17 protein-coding genes and 1 other RNA gene are annotated in these 16,436 nt (G+C 34.5%); 12 read left to right on the top strand and 6 right to left on the bottom strand.

Going from position 1 to position 16,436, the window contains the following annotated elements; translation table 11 throughout:
* Window positions 1–32: 32 nt before the first annotated feature.
* From M666_RS11485 to M666_RS11495, 3 genes are read left to right on the top strand one after another with little or no spacing between them, the layout of a single operon-like run.
* Window positions 33–521, top strand: a complete 489-nt coding sequence (locus tag M666_RS11485) for a SixA phosphatase family protein (RefSeq protein ID WP_024480125.1) — start codon at window positions 33–35, stop codon at window positions 519–521.
* Window positions 518–2,590, top strand: a complete 2,073-nt coding sequence (gene ppk1, locus M666_RS11490) for a polyphosphate kinase 1 (RefSeq protein ID WP_029445961.1) — start codon at window positions 518–520, stop codon at window positions 2,588–2,590. Before M666_RS11485 ends, ppk1 begins: the two co-directional genes overlap by 4 nt.
* A gap of 13 nt (window positions 2,591–2,603) precedes the next feature.
* On the top strand, window positions 2,604–3,503 hold the full coding sequence (locus M666_RS11495) for a Ppx/GppA phosphatase family protein (RefSeq protein ID WP_024480127.1): 900 nt from the start codon (window positions 2,604–2,606) through the stop codon (window positions 3,501–3,503).
* On the opposite strand, the gene miaE is transcribed toward M666_RS11495, so the two are convergent.
* Window positions 3,500–4,081: a MiaE family protein gene (gene miaE / locus M666_RS11500; RefSeq protein WP_029445962.1), complete on the bottom strand. Its 582-nt coding sequence runs from the start codon at window positions 4,079–4,081 to the stop codon at window positions 3,500–3,502. The two genes, M666_RS11495 and miaE, sit on opposite strands and share 4 nt — an antisense overlap.
* A gap of 70 nt (window positions 4,082–4,151) precedes the next feature.
* Window positions 4,152–6,005, bottom strand: coding sequence for a DNA polymerase III subunit gamma/tau (locus tag M666_RS11505; protein ID WP_029445963.1), 1,854 nt, complete (start codon window positions 6,003–6,005; stop codon window positions 4,152–4,154).
* A 131-nt stretch (window positions 6,006–6,136) separates the two neighbouring features.
* Between M666_RS11505 and rnpB the strand changes: the two genes are divergently transcribed.
* Window positions 6,137–6,458, top strand: an RNA gene (rnpB, locus tag M666_RS20150) — RNase P RNA component class A.
* 25 nt (window positions 6,459–6,483) lie between these two features.
* Entirely contained in the window at window positions 6,484–7,782 is a 1,299-nt protein-coding gene (locus M666_RS11510) for an aryl-sulfate sulfotransferase (RefSeq protein WP_039325675.1), read from the top strand.
* Window positions 7,783–7,792: 10 nt separating this feature from the next.
* Here M666_RS11510 and M666_RS11515 read toward each other — a convergent pair whose 3' ends face one another.
* The 4 genes from M666_RS11515 to M666_RS11530 all read right to left on the bottom strand — a co-directional run bounded on the left by M666_RS11515 (window position 7,793) and on the right by M666_RS11530 (window position 10,453).
* On the bottom strand, window positions 7,793–8,389 hold the full coding sequence (locus M666_RS11515; protein ID WP_029445965.1) for an LURP-one-related family protein: 597 nt from the start codon (window positions 8,387–8,389) through the stop codon (window positions 7,793–7,795).
* A 72-nt stretch (window positions 8,390–8,461) separates the two neighbouring features.
* On the bottom strand, window positions 8,462–8,995 hold the full coding sequence (locus M666_RS11520; protein ID WP_024480130.1) for an RsmD family RNA methyltransferase: 534 nt from the start codon (window positions 8,993–8,995) through the stop codon (window positions 8,462–8,464).
* A complete protein-coding gene (locus tag M666_RS11525) occupies window positions 8,995–9,825 on the bottom strand; it encodes a DUF3822 family protein (protein ID WP_029445966.1) in 831 nt (276 codons plus the stop codon). Before M666_RS11525 ends, M666_RS11520 begins: the two co-directional genes overlap by 1 nt.
* A complete protein-coding gene (locus tag M666_RS11530; RefSeq protein WP_024480132.1) occupies window positions 9,803–10,453 on the bottom strand; it encodes a hypothetical protein in 651 nt (216 codons plus the stop codon). The genes M666_RS11525 and M666_RS11530 overlap by 23 nt, the downstream gene beginning before the upstream one ends.
* 104 nt (window positions 10,454–10,557) lie before the next feature.
* Between M666_RS11530 and M666_RS11535 the strand changes: the two genes are divergently transcribed.
* The 7 genes from M666_RS11535 to M666_RS11565 are packed head-to-tail and all read left to right on the top strand — an operon-like array spanning window position 10,558 to window position 16,314.
* The gene (locus tag M666_RS11535) at window positions 10,558–11,997 is read left to right on the top strand and encodes an ATP-dependent DNA helicase (protein WP_024480133.1); all 1,440 of its coding nucleotides are present in this window, start codon (window positions 10,558–10,560) and stop codon (window positions 11,995–11,997) included.
* Between the two features lie 27 nt (window positions 11,998–12,024).
* Window positions 12,025–12,591 (top strand): DUF4126 domain-containing protein, encoded by a 567-nt coding sequence (locus tag M666_RS11540; RefSeq protein ID WP_024480134.1) that lies wholly within the window; start codon window positions 12,025–12,027, stop codon window positions 12,589–12,591.
* A gap of 22 nt (window positions 12,592–12,613) precedes the next feature.
* Window positions 12,614–13,342, top strand: coding sequence for a 3-deoxy-manno-octulosonate cytidylyltransferase (gene kdsB / locus M666_RS11545; RefSeq protein ID WP_039325679.1), 729 nt, complete (start codon window positions 12,614–12,616; stop codon window positions 13,340–13,342).
* The gene (locus M666_RS11550; RefSeq protein WP_029445968.1) at window positions 13,333–14,034 is read left to right on the top strand and encodes an HAD family hydrolase; all 702 of its coding nucleotides are present in this window, start codon (window positions 13,333–13,335) and stop codon (window positions 14,032–14,034) included. Before kdsB ends, M666_RS11550 begins: the two co-directional genes overlap by 10 nt.
* A gap of 2 nt (window positions 14,035–14,036) precedes the next feature.
* Window positions 14,037–14,660: a CatA-like O-acetyltransferase gene (locus tag M666_RS11555; protein ID WP_029445969.1), complete on the top strand. Its 624-nt coding sequence runs from the start codon at window positions 14,037–14,039 to the stop codon at window positions 14,658–14,660.
* Window positions 14,661–14,666: 6 nt separating this feature from the next.
* On the top strand, window positions 14,667–15,743 hold the full coding sequence (locus M666_RS11560; protein ID WP_024480138.1) for an iron-containing alcohol dehydrogenase family protein: 1,077 nt from the start codon (window positions 14,667–14,669) through the stop codon (window positions 15,741–15,743).
* A 22-nt stretch (window positions 15,744–15,765) separates the two neighbouring features.
* On the top strand, window positions 15,766–16,314 hold the full coding sequence (locus M666_RS11565) for a 1-acyl-sn-glycerol-3-phosphate acyltransferase (protein ID WP_029445970.1): 549 nt from the start codon (window positions 15,766–15,768) through the stop codon (window positions 16,312–16,314).
* Window positions 16,315–16,436 lie beyond the last annotated feature (122 nt).

Consider the following 16,436-nt stretch of genomic DNA (forward strand, 5'->3'; position numbering starts at 1 on the left):
TTAGTACACCTAATTCAACTAAAATAAAACTATTGAAGACTATTTATTTAATGCGTCACGGTAAATCTACTTGGGAGTATGCTGTTTCAGATAGAGACAGACCTCTAAAAGAACGTGGAATCCAAGATGCCCATATTGTTGGGGAAACGCTTAGTAAATTACAGTTGCCTATAGATGCTGCGTTTTCTAGTCCGGCGAATAGGGCTTTGCATACGGCTATGATTGCTTTAAAAGAATTAGATTTCCCTTTGCACAAATTTCAGATTTCGAATGATTTATATGATTTTTCAGGAGAATCTGTACTTCAATTTATAAAAGAATTAAATAATGACCTGAATAGTGTTTTTATTTTTGGTCATAATCACGCCTTTACCGAAATTGCAAATTCATTAGGAAATCAGTTTATTGATAATGTGCCCACCGCTGGCTTTGTTCAACTTAGTTTTGAGGTAGAACACTGGAAAGCTATTACAACAGGAAAAACGGAAAAAACTTTAGTGCCAAAATATCTTAAAAAATGATAAAGAGTAAGAATCAATATATTAATCGCGAAATTAGTTGGTTGCAGTTTAATAAACGTGTATTGCAAGAAACCGCTGATAAGAAGGTGCCTTTAATTGAAAGGTTACGCTTTTTAGGTATTTTTTCTAATAACTTAGATGAATTTTTTAAGGTGCGATATGCGACTGTTAAACGTATTGTCGAGGCTGGTAAAACAGGTAAAAGTGTTTTGGGTGGTGAGATAGCGAAAGATTTATTAGAGCAGATAACAAACATCGTTATCAAACAGCAAACGGAAAGTTTAAAGATTCTGGGTGAAATTGAAAAAGAATTAGAAGCAGAAGACATTTATATTATAAATGAAAAGGAAATAAACCCAAAGCAAGCTGCTTTTATTAAAACATACTTTGCCAATCAGGTGAGTCCTGTTTTGATGACGATCATTTTAAATGATTTAAGGGAATTTCCTGTATTGAAGGATACTGCAGCCTATTTGGCCATAAAAATGGTCTTAAAACCAGAAACAGATCTTAAAAACTCTGAAAATAGGTATGCTTTAATTGAGATTCCTAAGGGAATAGATCGTTTTGTTGTTTTGCCAAAAGAAGATGGTAAAGATTATATTATAATCTTAGATGACCTGATTCGCTATTGCTTAGGAAGTATCTTCAACATGTTTGAATACAAGTCTATTTCTGCTCACATGATAAAAATTACTCGTGATGCAGAGTTAGATATGGATAACGACTTGAGTAAGAGTTTTATCGAAAAAATATCGAGCAGTGTAGAGCATCGGAAAACGAGTGACCCTGTTCGTTTTGTGTACGATAAAAGTATCGCAAAAGACACCCTTAATTTTCTAAAAGAGAAAATGAATATTGAGGATACAGATAGTGTTATTCCTGGTGGAAGGTATCACAACCGTAGAGATTATATGGGTTTCCCTAGTTTAGGAAGACAAGATCTCCTGTATGATAAAATTACACCATTGCCTGTTAAGGGTTTGAATATGGAAGGCAGTTTGTTTGAACCTATTGCAACGAAAGATTTTTTGCAATACACTCCTTATCACACATTCTCATATATCATTAAGTTTTTGCGAGAGGCTGCTTTAGATCCGAAAGTAAAAACTATTAAGATTACAGTATACCGCCTTGCAAATAATTCTCAGGTAGCGGCATCCTTAATAAATGCAGTTAAAAATGGAAAACAAGTTACGGTTCAAATAGAACTTCAAGCACGTTTTGATGAACAGGCCAATATTGAGTATGCAGAGCAGTTACAAGCTGAAGGCGTTAAATTAATATTTGGAGTACCGGGATTAAAGGTGCACAGTAAAATTTGTTTAATAGAGCGCGAGGAGAATGATGTTATAAAACGATATGGTTTTATAAGTACTGGTAATTTTAACGAAGCTACTGCGCGTATCTATACAGATTATACTTTGTTTACTGCTAATGAGGATATTTTAAAAGAGCTGAATAAGGTGTTTGATTTCTTTGAGACCACCTACAAGATTAATAAATACAAGCATTTAATTGTTTCTCCACATTATACGAAAAATGTTTTCAAAAAACTGATTGATACTGAAATTGCAAATGCAAAAGCAGGAAAGGAGGCGTACATCAAAATAAAGATGAATAGCTTTACTTCGTATAAGATGGTAGATAAATTATATGAAGCTAGTAATGCAGGGGTTAAAATTCAATTAATTGTCCGTGGTATTTGTTGCTTAATTCCTGGCGTAAAAGGAATGAGTGAAAATATTGAAGCCATTAGTGTGGTAGATAAATTTTTGGAGCACCCTAGATCGTTTATTTTTGGGAATAACGGGGATCCTAAAATATTTATTACTTCAGCAGATTGGATGACTAGAAACTTAGACTATAGAGTAGAGGTGGGTTGTCCTATTTATGATAAAGATATTAAGCAGGAGCTGATAGATACCTTTGAGATTTCATGGAGTGATAATTTAAAAGCACGTGTTTTTTCTCAGAAACAAGATAATGCATACAAAAAAATAAAAGGTCCAGAAGTCCGTTCTCAATTTGCGCTATATGATTATTACAAAGCAAAATTAGAATCTTAAAATACTAGAAATATTGAAAGTAAGGAAATTTGCAGCAATAGATATTGGTTCAAACGCTATCCGATTGTTGACACATAACATTATAGAGGAGAAAAATAAGACCACTCTTTTTCGCAAGAGTGCTTTAGTGCGGGTTCCGGTGCGTTTAGGAGAAGATTCTTTTACGGTAGGAGAAATTACAGATCGTAATGCAGACCGTATTGTCAATACGATGAAGGCTTTTAAGTTGTTAATGGATGTTGCTGGGGTAGAGCAATATATGGCTTGTGCTACTTCTGCGATGCGCGAAGCAAATAACGGTTTAGAGATTATTAAACGTGTTAAAGACGAAGCAGATATTACAATTGAGTTAATAGACGGGAAACGTGAGGCTGCGATCATTGCTTCTACAGATCTTAAGCAACTAATGCAAAAGGATAAGTCTTATTTGTATATTGATGTAGGAGGAGGGAGTACCGAGTTTACAGTGTTTACACAGGGAAAGATATTGGTTTCTAAATCTTTTAAGTTAGGAACAGTGCGTTTGCTAAATAATATGGTAGGCGAAGCAACTTGGAAAAAATTAGAAGATTGGATCAAAGAACATGTTCGGAATATTCCAGATGTTTCTATTATTGGTTCAGGAGGTAATATCAATAAATTGCATAAAATTTCTGGACGTAAAGAGGGGGAGCCTTTATCATCAATTTGGTTAAAAGCGCAGTACAGCTTTTTAGAGAGTCTTACTTATGACGAGCGTATTTCTGAACTTGGTTTAAACCCGGATAGGGCAGATGTTATTATACCGGCAACTAAGATCTTTTTATCTGCTGCAAAGTGGAGCGGTGCGAAGAAAATTCATGTTCCTAAAATAGGATTATCTGACGGTATTATAAAAACGCTTTATTACGATACTAATGCAAAGAAACCTTAGCCGTGAATACTGCCGCTTTTACTTAAGTCTTTCATAATGTTGGCTTCGTATGCTAAAAGGTCTTCCCATTTTTGACTTACCTCATTGCGGTCACCGTATTGCCTAGCGAATTTTAAAAACATGGTATAATGGCCTGCTTCGCTAATCATTAACTTGTGGTAGAAATCAGCTAACTCCTTATCTTCTAATTCTTCAGATAGTAAACGGAATCTTTCACAGCTTCTAGCTTCAATAAGTCCTGCATAGAGAAGTCTATGTACTAACTGTGTAGTTCTACTGCCACCTTTTGGGAAAAATTTCAACAATTGCACTACGTATTCATCCTTTCGATCACGTCCAAGAATTTGACCTCTTGCGATAATGCGATCATGAACCATTTTAAAATGCCCCATTTCTTCACGAACTAAAGCTATCATTTCTTGTACAAGTTCCGTGTATTCAGGAAAAGATACAATTAAAGATATGGCGGTAGCGGCTGCTTTCTGCTCGCAATACGCATGATCTGTTAATATCTCATCTATATTCTTTTCAACAATATTAACCCATCTTGGATCTGTTGGTAATTTTAATCCTAGCATTTTTTTTAATATTAAGCACTAATAGTAGGGTGACCTACCAATTAAAATATCTTTTTTATGGTATCAATCATTATAAATCCAAATCAAACTCACGTCTTAATAGATCTATTGCAGGGTTTTTGGCTCTCAGTTTTTCATATTTCTCTTCGGGAGTAAAGGCAAATTTGGTAGAGGTAGTTTCGTTTACGGTTATTTGTAATTTAACAAAGTGGTTGTTTAGTTTTAAGCGTAAATATTCCATCAAATCAAACTGCTCCCGTTCAATTTCTTTTTTCATAGTGCTATTTGGGAGTTCAATCCAAATAGTGAAATTATCTCTTAGTTTGGGAGTATCGCTATTAAGGTTAGATGCTAATATTTTACGGCCGTCAATGTCAATTTTATGAACAAAATCTGCCCAATGTTTTTGCATATCTTCCTCAGAGAAAGGAGATCTCGGGAGTTTGCTTTCGTCAATAACCGTTTCTTTCCGATTCAGCTGATGTTCTTTCTTTACACGCAAGCTAGATAAGGATAGTCCGGAAACTCTGTTTTTTGGCGTGTTGATAGATAATTTTGCTACAGGCTTTTTTTCTTCTTCGAAACTATCAGGTGTAGCTTCTTCTACTTTTTGCTCAGATAAGTTTTCTTGAGAAATATATGTTTCGGCATGGTCTACTGCTGTCGTTCCTTCGGGGGTATTTGAAATAGGTGCGGTAGCATCAATCTTTTCATCAACTATTTTTGGTAATTCGTTGGTGGTGACTAAGGTGTCATGATTTGCTTTAGTAGAATTTGTTGTTCCTTTTTTAAAGTGTTCACTTTTAAAAAAAGAAGCTGGAATAATATAGTCTTCGCTTGTTACGGAATTAGGATTTTTTTTTTCTCCATCGTAATCGATAGAGGATAATTTCATGAGGGATAGTTCTACTAGGAGCCGCTGATTTTTACTGGACTTATATTTAATGTCACAATCATTAGCTATATCTATGGCTTTCATTAGAAAGCTGCTAGAAGTCTTTTTGGATTGTTCTAGGTATAATCTCTTGGCTTCGTCACCAACTTCTAACAACGCTATCGTAGATGGATGTTGGCATACCATAAGATCTCTAAAGTGTGATGCTAGTCCTGTGATAAAATGATGACCATCAAATCCTTTTGCAAGGGTATCATTAAACTGTACTAATAAGCCGGGTATATCGTGTTCTAATATTAAATCTGTAGCTCCAAAATACGTATCGTAATCTAGCACATTTAAATTTTCTGTAACGGCCTTACGGGTTAATTTTTTGCCGGCAAAACTAACGACTCTATCAAAAATGGATAAAGCATCTCGCATAGCGCCATCTGCTTTTTGGGCAATAATGTGTAAAGCATCATCTTCAGCTTCAATTCCTTGATTCTCTGCGATATACTTTAGGTATTCTGCAGCATCTTTAACCGTTATTCTTTTGAAATCAAAAATTTGACAACGCGATAAAATAGTAGGAATTATTTTATGCTTTTCAGTAGTTGCTAATATGAAAATTGCGTGCTTTGGTGGCTCTTCTAATGTTTTCAAAAAAGCATTAAATGCAGATTGTGAAAGCATGTGAACCTCATCTATAATATAGACTTTATATTTTCCTACTTGTGGTGGTATACGAACCTGATCTGTTAAACTACGAATGTCATCTACCGAGTTGTTAGATGCGGCATCTAACTCAAAAATGTTGAATGCATAGTCTTCATCGGGATGTTGCTCACCATCTTCGTTAATTTTTTTAGCTAAAATACGGGCGCAGGTAGTTTTCCCTACTCCTCTGGGACCGCAAAATAATAAAGCTTGCGCTAAATGATTATTTTCAATGGCATTTAAAAGCGTATTGGTAATCGCTTGTTGCCCCACGACATCTTTAAATGTTTGGGGTCTATATTTTCGTGCCGATACTACAAAAGGTTCCAATACGTATTGCTTTTTAAAAATTATGATACTGTTTAGCACAGTAATTACAAATATAAAAATAGCTTAGCAGAATAAGTGCTATTTATAGTTTATTAGCAGTTAATTTATCAACAATTAAATTACCTTTGCCGGCAGCAGGTCATCTTATCGCGGGTTGCTTTGTGCAAAACGAGGAAAGTCCGGACACCATAGTGCAGTATAGCGGGTAATGCCCGTCACTCTAGTTTACTAGAGGAGGACAAGTGCAACAGAAAGTATGTACAGGTAATGCTGTAGTGAAACCAGGTAAACTCTATACGGTGAAACGTCATGTATATCAGCTTTAAGGGCGGCACGCTCGTGCTGAAGGGTAGGCGGTTAGAGCCTTTGGGTAACTAAAGGTCTAGATAAATGATAAGAAACCCTTGATGTAAATCAAGGGTCACAGAATCCGGCTTACGGCCTGCTTTTTTAATTTCACTTTTAATTTTTAGTTACTATGAGGTATATCTTTACTTTATCAATGCTTATTTTTTTGTTGATAGTTGGTTGTAAGAAGGATACGGAGATAGCATCCAATGTTATCGATGAGGAAATAAGAGATATGGACATTATTTCGGTAGATTTATCTGAAAATATTGAGGTTTATAATGCGAAATTAGTCTCTGATAATATTGTACTAGTGATTGAAAATGGTGGTAAAAGTGCTTATTTATTGAATAAAGAAGGTTTTAAATTATATACATGGGATTTTGAACTTAATTTAGGTAACGATTTACAACTTTTACCCACAGGGCAAATTTTGGGAATCTTTAAATCTGAAGAACCTTCATTTACTTTTGGTGGTTATGGGGGGGTTATTCAGATGATCAATGCAGACTCTTCTATTGAGTGGGAGTTTATTTATTCTTCAGAAGATTATATAGCGCATCATGATATTGAGATTTTACCTAATGGAAATATATTAATATTGGCATGGGAAAGAATTTCGATGGAAACTGCAGCTTCATTCGGAGTTTTTGTAGAGCATGATTTATATACTGAAAAATTAATTGAAGTTGATTATGAAACGAAAGATATTGTTTGGCAATGGCGTGCTTGGGATCATATGATTCAGGATGTAAATACGGGTTTTGAATCATTTGCAGCTATTTCGGAACACCCAAATAAAATAGATATTAACTATTATGATGAACCTAGTGGAGATATAATGCATGCGAATGCCATTGAGTATGATTCATCTAGAGATATAATTTATTTAAGTGTTAATTATTATAATGAGGTATGGGTTTTAGATCACAGTACTACGACTTTAGAGGCTTCTGGTGCACTGGGTGGAAGTTACGGTTTAGGTGGTGATCTAATATATCGTTTTGGAAATCCAGAGGCCTACGATAATTTAAATGGAAATACGATTCTTGATCGTAATCATTTTCCTAATATAATAGATGAAGGCTTACCTGGAGAAGGAAACTTAATGATTTATAATAATGGAAGAACATCAGGTCAATCTACCGTTTATGAGTTGGAAATGCCGGAAGTTTTTAATCTTCAGGCGAATACTGATAATGAGCCTAAAATAGTTTGGAGTTTTACGGATGCAGATTTATTCAGCGAAAGAATTTCTGGAGCCGTTCGTTTGTTGAATGGTAATACTTTGATTTGTGAGGGTGATTATGGTCTTTGGGAGATAACAGTAGAGGGTGAAATAGTTTGGAAATATAAGGAGGAAGGTAGTTTTTGGAGGTCTTATAGTTTTGAGACTAACAATCCAATACTACCTATCCTGGGTATTTAAACTTATTTTTTTATCCTCTTCTTCTTTCAAGAAGAATCATCATCATTAATCCTAATGTGATACGTTGTTCGTCATCCACATCAATATCCGTTAATTTTGAAACTTCAAATTTTCTACCAAAAAAAGAGGCTTCTTTTTTTAAACGGGCGACGTTCTTACCTTCTAAGTCTGTTACAATATAGGAAGGGTTAAATAAGTAGCCTGTGAACATTCCAAGAACTGGTATTTCACCAAGCATGCTGTCAAATACTTTGACCCAAGCATTTTCTTCACGAATATGGTATTGTAAGTTTTTATTTTGGTCTATTAATTCATATTTAGCCTTCCAGATAGAAGCCCAACCTTTTCTCGCGATTTTTCCTAATTCTTGACCTTCCGCATCTGTAAAGCTATACGCTGTAGAGAAATCAATCCATTTATCAGCTTTAATTTTGAAATTTAATTTGGTTTTACTTTCATTTTCAAAGATGGAAATATCTTCCTTAAGCTTAAACATTTTTTGTTTTACATAAGCTACGGTCTGTCCTGAGGCATCGGTAGCAGTAAAATCATTTGCAAAAGAGGAAACATTAAAAACGAATTTAATTGGAAAACTTAGGTTTTTCATCGGTTGATTTTTGTCGATTATATATGAGTAGCAAACGGCACTATCCTATAAATGGTATGCGTGCGCTGAAATTTACTCAAAAAAGCTAAATACACTACCGCCATATTTTCTTTGCTTGCTAAAGTGGGCTAGCTTAGATAAATCGGTATGTTTGGAGTGTTCTACAATCAACAACCCGTCTTCTAAAAGAAGTTCTCTCGAAAATACCAATTCAGGAATTTTTTCAAAATCTTCAATGGCTAGATCGTAAGGAGGGTCTGCAAAAATGATATGATGCTTCGATGTTGTTTTTTCTAGGTAATTAAACACATCGCTTTTGATCGTAGAAATCGGTAATTCTAGCTTTTCTGTAGTTTCGGTTATAAATTTCACACAACCTTGATCAGCGTCTACGGCTGTAATTGTTGTACATCCTCTAGAGCCAAACTCAAAAGCAATATTTCCTGTTCCTGAAAATAAATCTAAAACAGAAATATCTGGTAAATAATAATCGTTATTTAAGATATTGAACAAACCTTCTTTAGCCATATCCGTTGTTGGTCTAACGGGTAGTTTTGATGGTGCTGTTAATCTTCTTCCTCGGTGTTTTCCTGATATTATTCGCATTAAAAAGCGCTTAGTGTAGTGAAATCAATTGTTTTTTTATCCTTATCATTGAGGTGTTGCGAAAGACTTGATGGTATAAATACATCAACATTTCTAACATACGTAAAGATAAGGTTGTAGAGTTCGTCTCCTTCTTCAATACTGCCAAATAACCTCAGTTTGATGGTTTCAGTATCAAGTTTTAGTTGTTCAATAGTAAATAAAATATAGTATATGAAATCGTCTTTAGTTTCAAATATAAAACTATTATAGAATACTAAATTTTTATTTGCAATTACAGTGATATCTACTTGTTGTTCTGTAATGTGTGCGTAGCAAATTGGTTCTTTCCCTGCTGTGAAATTGTTAAGTAAACTTTCAATTAGGATGGTTCCACTATGTTTATATTCAAACTCACCAAAGAGTTCATAGATGTAATTGTTGACGTTTGTAAAAGGTACATAGATGTTTACAATGTCATAATTCTTAATTTCATCGTAAGCGATTTGGTCGTTCGCTAAGATTTTAGCGTTAAACTTAAGGTAATTTGGTAACTCTTCTGGATCAAAAAGCGCCTTTGGTACTAAGGTAAAAAGAGGGTTTCTGTGAATTACCGTAATGTTCGAAAAAGACATTTTAGTAATTTCAAACTTTTCAAGAGTTTCTTTTAAATTCTTTAAAAGTTGAAAAGGAATTACCTCTTCTTTAAAGGAAATATGTTCCTGCTTTATAATGCTATTCTCAACTGAATCTAAGACACAAAAAGAAAGTCCATTCAAACTAATCTGAATGGACAATTTTTTATAACTCAATTCAGAGTTGGTAGTATTAATTTCTTTCTTTTTTGTCATATATCGGTGGCCAGTTACCGTTGGTACTTACCTCTTCAAGTGATCCTACTCTAATATCAGGACCGTTAACTTCTTCAACGTTCACGTATGTTTTTTCTCTAGCAACTAAATCTTTTGGCTGATCGTATAGAACAACTTCTTTAGCAACTTTAGCTTCAAATACTGCCGCACTAAATCCACTTTTGTCAATCTTCTTAGCATCCATAGTAAATTTTTCACCATTTGGAGCTTCAGGAACATTCATCATTGTTTTGTAACGAGTATCTTTTTTGAATAAAGAATCTTTTACAGATACAAAACCTAAAGTGTCAATAATTTTCTTTTCAACAAGCATGTCAATACCAAATTGCTCATTAAATTCTAAAAATGAAGTATCTCTTTGTTGTGTAATGGTATATTTTCCATTTTCAACAAAATTAATTAATGAATTGAAATCCTTTGCGTATTCCCCTTTAGAGCTTTTGTACGCTTCCTGAGAGTTTCTAATATCTTTTAAAGTATTAATTACTTTTTGGAAACGCTCTTCTTTCACATTAGCAAACTCAATTGGAGCATTAACTGAACTATAAATCAAATACCCAAACCCAATACATGCAATCCAAAGTATAATTTGTAAAACGATCTTCATTTTTTTTTCGTGTTAATTAATTTAAGTGGTTATGACAAATCTACAATTTTTTTTTAATCACAAAAGTATTTGTGCTTAAAAATCATCATTATCTTTGAGCATATATGAAAGCTATAGATTCCGCTTCTTTTTATAAAATTTTAAAAGAAAAATTTCCTCACGATCCTACACATGCTCAAAGTCATGCTCTAAAAGATTTAGCAGACTTTGTCTTATCGAAAGAGAAAGACACGGTTTACTTATTAAAAGGCTTTGCGGGAACTGGTAAAACTACAATAATAGGTACCATAGTTACCAACCTGTGGAATACCAATATGAAAACGGTTATGATGGCGCCAACAGGTAGGGCTGCCAAGGTAATGTCTAATTATTCAAAGACATCAGCATTAACAATTCACCGAAAAATATATTTCCCCAAAAAAGAACGAGGAGGAGGTGTCAAGTTTGTTTTAGCACCAAATAAGCATAGAAATACCATTTTTATTGTAGATGAAGCTTCAATGATTCCGGATGCACCAGCAGATTCTAAGTTGTTTGAGAATGGTTCTTTATTAGATGATCTTATGCAATTTGTGTATTCTGGTCATGGCTGTAAACTTATTTTAATAGGAGATACGGCACAGTTGCCTCCGGTGCGCTTAGATATTAGTCCGGCTTTAGACGCTGGAAAATTAGGTTTAAATTACAATAAGGAAGTTTCTGTTTTAGAATTAGACCAAGTAGTAAGGCAAGCAGGAGATTCTGGTATTCTCTATAATGCCACTAATTTGCGGGAACAATTGCAAAGTGAATTCTATGATGATTTTAAATTTGATGTAGCTCCTTTTAAAGATATCGTTCGGCTTATTGAAGGCAACGAAATTTTAGAGGCTATAGAAGATTCTTACTCTCAGAATGGTAAAGAGGAAACAGCTTTTATTGTTCGTTCTAATAAACGAGCCAACCTTTATAATGAAAATATTAGGCAGCGCATTTTGTACCTAGAGAATGAAATATCAGTGGGTGATTATATGATGGTGGTCAAGAACAATTATTTTTGGTTGAAACCAGAGTCTGAGGCTGGTTTTATTGCGAATGGTGATATTATTGAAGTTTTAGAAATTTACTCTATTAAGGAGCTATATTCGTTTAAATTTGCAGAAGTGAGTGTAAAAATGGTTGATTATCCTAATCAGAAACCTTTTGATACCGTACTACTTTTAGATACTATTACTGCAGAAGCACCTTCATTGCCTTATGAAGATGGGAACAGGCTATACCAAGAAGTACTTTTAGATTATGAAAACGAAACTTCAAAATATAAAAAGTTTTTAGCGGTAAAGAATAATCCATTTTTTAATGCCTTACAAGTAAAATTCTCTTATGCCATTACTTGTCATAAATCTCAAGGAGGGCAGTGGGATACGGTATTTGTAGAACAACCGTACATGCCAAACGGTATGGATAAGGAGAATATGCGCTGGCTGTATACCGCAGTAACACGGGCAAAAAACAAGTTGTATTTAATAGGATTTAAGAAGGATTTTTTTCTTGATTCAGAATAGATTAATTTAGATTCCTAATTTCGCATCATGACAACCGAAACAATACTGAGTATTTTTTTAGGGATAGGGCTTGCAGCTTCTGTAGGGTTTAGAGTTTTCTTACCTTTATTTGCACTAAGCTTAGCTTCTTATTTTAACCTTTGGGAACTAAATGATAGTTGGCAATGGATAGGGAGTTTGGCGGCGGTTGTGGCGCTGGGTGTTGCTACATTAGTAGAAATATTTGCCTACTTCATTCCTTGGGTAGATAACCTTTTAGATAGTGCAGCGGTACCTTTAGCGGCAATAGCAGGTACTGCGGTAATGGTATCTACGGTTGCAAATTTAGATCCTGTTGTTACGTGGTCATTAGCTATTATAGCTGGTGGAGGTACTGCAACTGCTATAAAGGGAGCATCAGCAACAACAAGACTGGCTTCTACTTCAACGACAGGCGGACTAGCCAATCCTATTGTATCTACGGTAGAAACGGGTACAGCAATGGTGGTCACCACAGCATCAATATTTGCTCCAATAATTGCAGGTGTATTAGTTGTGATTATCTTAGCTGTTATTTTCTGGATTTATAGAAAAATTAGACCTAGAAGAGCTTAATTACAAATCTTATATTGAATACATGAAAAGAATTGCAATGATACCTGCGCGTTACGCGGCATCTCGTTTTCCTGCTAAATTAATGCAGGATTTACAGGGTAAGCCTGTAATATTAAGAACTTACGAAGCTGCTGTTAATACCAATTTGTTTGATGATGTTTTTGTAGTTACGGATAGCGACGTAATTTTTAATGTTATTGTAGAAGCTGGTGGAAAAGCTATAATGAGTGTCAAAGAGCACGAATGTGGTAGTGATCGTATCGCAGAGGCTGTAGAAGCTATGGATGTTGATATTATTGTAAATGTACAAGGTGATGAGCCTTTTACTGAAAAAGAAAGTCTTGCAAGTGTGCTAGACGTTTTTGATAATGATCCTGCTAAAGAGATAGATTTGGCTTCCTTGATGGTGAAAATTACGGATTGGGAAGAAATTAGTAATCCAAATACGGTAAAGGTTATTGTAGATAATAAGAACTTTGCCTTGTATTTTTCGCGTTCTCCAATACCTTATCCTAGAGCAAAAGAGGTGGGGAGCGTATACTATAAGCATAAAGGAATATATGCCTTTAGAAAAAGAGCTTTAATGGATTTTCAACGCTTGCCAATGTTAGCTCTAGAAGCTACTGAGAAAATTGAAGCTATCCGGTATTTAGAGTATGGTAAAAAATTAAAAATGGTAGAAACTACTGTTTCAGGAATAGAAATAGACACTCCAGAAGATTTGGAAAGAGCAATAAAAGCATGGAAGTAAAGTACGATGAAATAAAAGTTATTGGTTTTGATGCAGATGATACCCTTTGGGTGAATGAGACCTACTTTAGAGAAGCAGAAGAGAAATTTGCTAGTCTTTTGGAAGGGTACGAAACTAAGAATACTATAGATCAGGATCTTTTTAAAATGGAGATTAAAAACCTCGAATTGTATGGGTATGGTATCAAAGGTTTTGTACTTTCTATGATAGAATCTGCCTTAGAATTATCAAATAATAAAGTGCAGCATCAAACCCTACATAAAATTTTAGATATAGGAAAAGAGATGATTTCTCAACCTGTAGAATTGTTGCCAGATGTAGAGGAAGTACTAAAACAGTTATCAAAAAAGTATCGTTTAATTGTCTTGACTAAAGGAGATTTGTTGGATCAAGAACGTAAATTAGAACGTTCTAATTTGTCTGATTACTTTCATCATGTAGAAGTTTTAAGTGATAAAAAAGAATCTAACTACCAGAATCTTTTAGATCATTTAGAAATAGATGTAAAGGAGTTTTTAATGATAGGAAACTCACTTAAGTCTGATGTGTTACCGCTTATTAATATTGGAGCAAAAGCAATACACGTTCCGTTTCATACAACTTGGCAGCATGAACAAGTAGAAGATCATGAAACAAATGGAAAAGAATACCAAACAATTAGCGGACTTAAAGAGCTACTGAAACTTGTGTAACTATGAAGTTTTTAGATTTAGATACTTGGGATAGAAAAGAGCATTTTCATTTTTTTAATTCTTTTTTAGACCCATATTTCTCTGTAACAACAAAAGTAGATGTAACGATAGCAAAGGCTTACGCTAAAGAATATAGTTTGTCTTTTTTTGCGGTGTATTTACATGCTTGCATGCGTGCGATAAATTCTGTGGAGAATTTTAAATATAGAATTGAAGATGATAAGGTAGCTGTCTATGATACCATTCATGCTTCAGCTACAATTCTCAGACCTAATAAAACATTTGGCTTTTCTTTTGTTCCGTTTAGTGAGGAGCTCTTGACGTTTATCAATAATTTAAACAGAGAAAAAGAACGGATCTTTAATAGTGATTCATTGTTTCCGCCAGTGAATACTTTAGATTGTATTTACTGCTCTTCAATGCCTTGGATTCCTATTCAGGGTCATAAGGAGCCACTTAAAGGGGTAAAGGAATCTGTTCCTAAATTTGCTTTCGGAAAAGCAGAAGCATCAAATAGTAAGTTTGAAATGACGATAGCCGCAAGTGTTAATCATGCTTTAATAGATGGATATCATTTAAGTCTTTTCTTTGATAAATTTCAAGAATTTTTAAATTCATATAAATAATAGGGAATGAAATACAGGAATTTTCCAATGGTACCCAGAGTAGTTTTTGGTCATGGGAGTTTTCTTCAATTAGGAGAAATTTTAATGCCAAAGCGTAAGAGCTCAGAAGCACCTTTTATATTTTTTATAGACGATGTGTTTGAAGGGCAACCTTTAATTACAGAAGTTCCCTTGCTTTTTAATGATCAAATTATATTTATTTCATCAGAGGAGGAGCCTAAAACAGCGCAAGTAGATGTTCTCGTAGCTAAAATAAAGGAGAGTTTCACAGAAATGCCTTCTGGGATCGTAGGTATTGGTGGCGGTACCTTATTAGATGTAGCTAAAGCTGTAGCTATAATGCTTACCAATCCAGGAAGTGCAGCGGAATACCAAGGTTGGGACCTTGTTAAAAAACCAGCTATTTATCATGTAGGGATACCAACCATTAGTGGTACTGGAGCAGAAGTTTCAAGAACTACTGTACTCATGGGGCCAGAGAAAAAACTGGGTATTAATTCTGATCATACGCCTTTTGATCAAGTACTTCTAGATCCGAAATTAACACATGGTGTTCCGAAAGAACAATGGTTTTATACGGGTATGGATTGCTATATTCATTGTATAGAGTCTTTGAACGGTACTTATTTAAATGCATTTAGTCAAAGTTATGGTGAGAAAGCGCTAGACTTGTGTCACGAGGTATATCTAGGTGATATTTCAAAAGAAGAATCTCGGGATAAGTTAATGATGGCCTCTTGGCATGGGGGTATGAGTATTGCTTATTCTCAAGTGGGTATTGCTCATGCTATGAGTTACGGATTGTCTTATTTGTTGGGCGTAAAACATGGTATTGGTAATTGTTTGGTTTTTCAATACCTAGAAGAATTTTATCCAGAAGGTGTGAAAGTATTTAAGCAGATGCAAGAAAAACATCAAATTAAATTGCCTACCGGTATTTGTGCCGGTTTATCAGAGGAACAATTTGATATTATGATTCAAGTATCTTTTGGTTTAGTGCCGTTGTGGGAAAATGCACTAGGAGATAATTGGAAAGAAATAATGACCTATGATCGTTTACTGCAACTATTTAAAAAGATATAACGTAAAATAAATTCATCCTATGATGCATGCTATCGCGAAATTTATTTATTTTAAACTAATGGGGTGGACACTTATTGGGGATTTTCCTGATGTTAAAAAGTGTGTTATGATTGTGGTTTCTCATACCAGTTATTCCGATTTTTTCTTAGGCCTTTTAGTGCGAAGAATATGGAAGGAAGAAATTAATTTTATAGGAAAGAAGAGCCTTTTTGTAGGGCCTATTGGGTGGTATTTAAAGAAAGTTGGCGGTGCACCCATCATTAGAAATAAAAATAGTGATACCGTTTCTGCTATTGCAGATATCTTCAACCGTAAAGAAAAGTTTAGATTGGCTTTATCCCCAGAAGGAACCAGAAATAAAGTTACGGAATGGAAAACAGGATTTTATTTTATAGCGAAAGCAGCTAAAGTACCCGTGGTGATGGTCGCTTTTGATTATGGGAAAAAACAAATAAGAATTTCTGGAGCTTACAAGCCCACAGAAGACCAAGCGGCAGATTTTAAATTATACAAATCCTTTTTCAGGGGCGTATTAGGTAGAATTCCTAAAAAGAGTTTTAGCGTTGAATAAGTACCATGCTAAAGGCATTTTTATAGTCCAATAACGCTATAGTAGCCTGCTTTTGGGATGTTTCCAAATAAAAAAAAGCTTATTGATTTACAATCAACAAGCTTTTTTTATGGGTATTAAAA

This window comes from Cellulophaga baltica 18 (genome assembly GCF_000468615.2).
GTDB classification, from domain to species: domain Bacteria; phylum Bacteroidota; class Bacteroidia; order Flavobacteriales; family Flavobacteriaceae; genus Cellulophaga; species Cellulophaga baltica.

Coding starts and splice junctions, on each gene's coding strand:
- ppk1 (WP_029445961.1), top strand. CDS start 518: ATGATAAAGAGTAAGAATCAATATATTAATCGCGAAATTAGTTGGTTG.
- miaE (WP_029445962.1), bottom strand. CDS start 4,081: ATGCTAGGATTAAAATTACCAACAGATCCAAGATGGGTTAATATTGTT.
- M666_RS11510 (WP_039325675.1), top strand. CDS start 6,484: ATGAGGTATATCTTTACTTTATCAATGCTTATTTTTTTGTTGATAGTT.
- M666_RS11515 (WP_029445965.1), bottom strand. CDS start 8,389: ATGAAAAACCTAAGTTTTCCAATTAAATTCGTTTTTAATGTTTCCTCT.
- M666_RS11520 (WP_024480130.1), bottom strand. CDS start 8,995: ATGCGAATAATATCAGGAAAACACCGAGGAAGAAGATTAACAGCACCA.
- M666_RS11525 (WP_029445966.1), bottom strand. CDS start 9,825: ATGACAAAAAAGAAAGAAATTAATACTACCAACTCTGAATTGAGTTAT.
- M666_RS11530 (WP_024480132.1), bottom strand. CDS start 10,453: ATGAAGATCGTTTTACAAATTATACTTTGGATTGCATGTATTGGGTTT.
- M666_RS11535 (WP_024480133.1), top strand. CDS start 10,558: ATGAAAGCTATAGATTCCGCTTCTTTTTATAAAATTTTAAAAGAAAAA.
- M666_RS11540 (WP_024480134.1), top strand. CDS start 12,025: ATGACAACCGAAACAATACTGAGTATTTTTTTAGGGATAGGGCTTGCA.
- kdsB (WP_039325679.1), top strand. CDS start 12,614: ATGAAAAGAATTGCAATGATACCTGCGCGTTACGCGGCATCTCGTTTT.
- M666_RS11550 (WP_029445968.1), top strand. CDS start 13,333: ATGGAAGTAAAGTACGATGAAATAAAAGTTATTGGTTTTGATGCAGAT.
- M666_RS11555 (WP_029445969.1), top strand. CDS start 14,037: ATGAAGTTTTTAGATTTAGATACTTGGGATAGAAAAGAGCATTTTCAT.
- M666_RS11560 (WP_024480138.1), top strand. CDS start 14,667: ATGAAATACAGGAATTTTCCAATGGTACCCAGAGTAGTTTTTGGTCAT.
- M666_RS11565 (WP_029445970.1), top strand. CDS start 15,766: ATGCATGCTATCGCGAAATTTATTTATTTTAAACTAATGGGGTGGACA.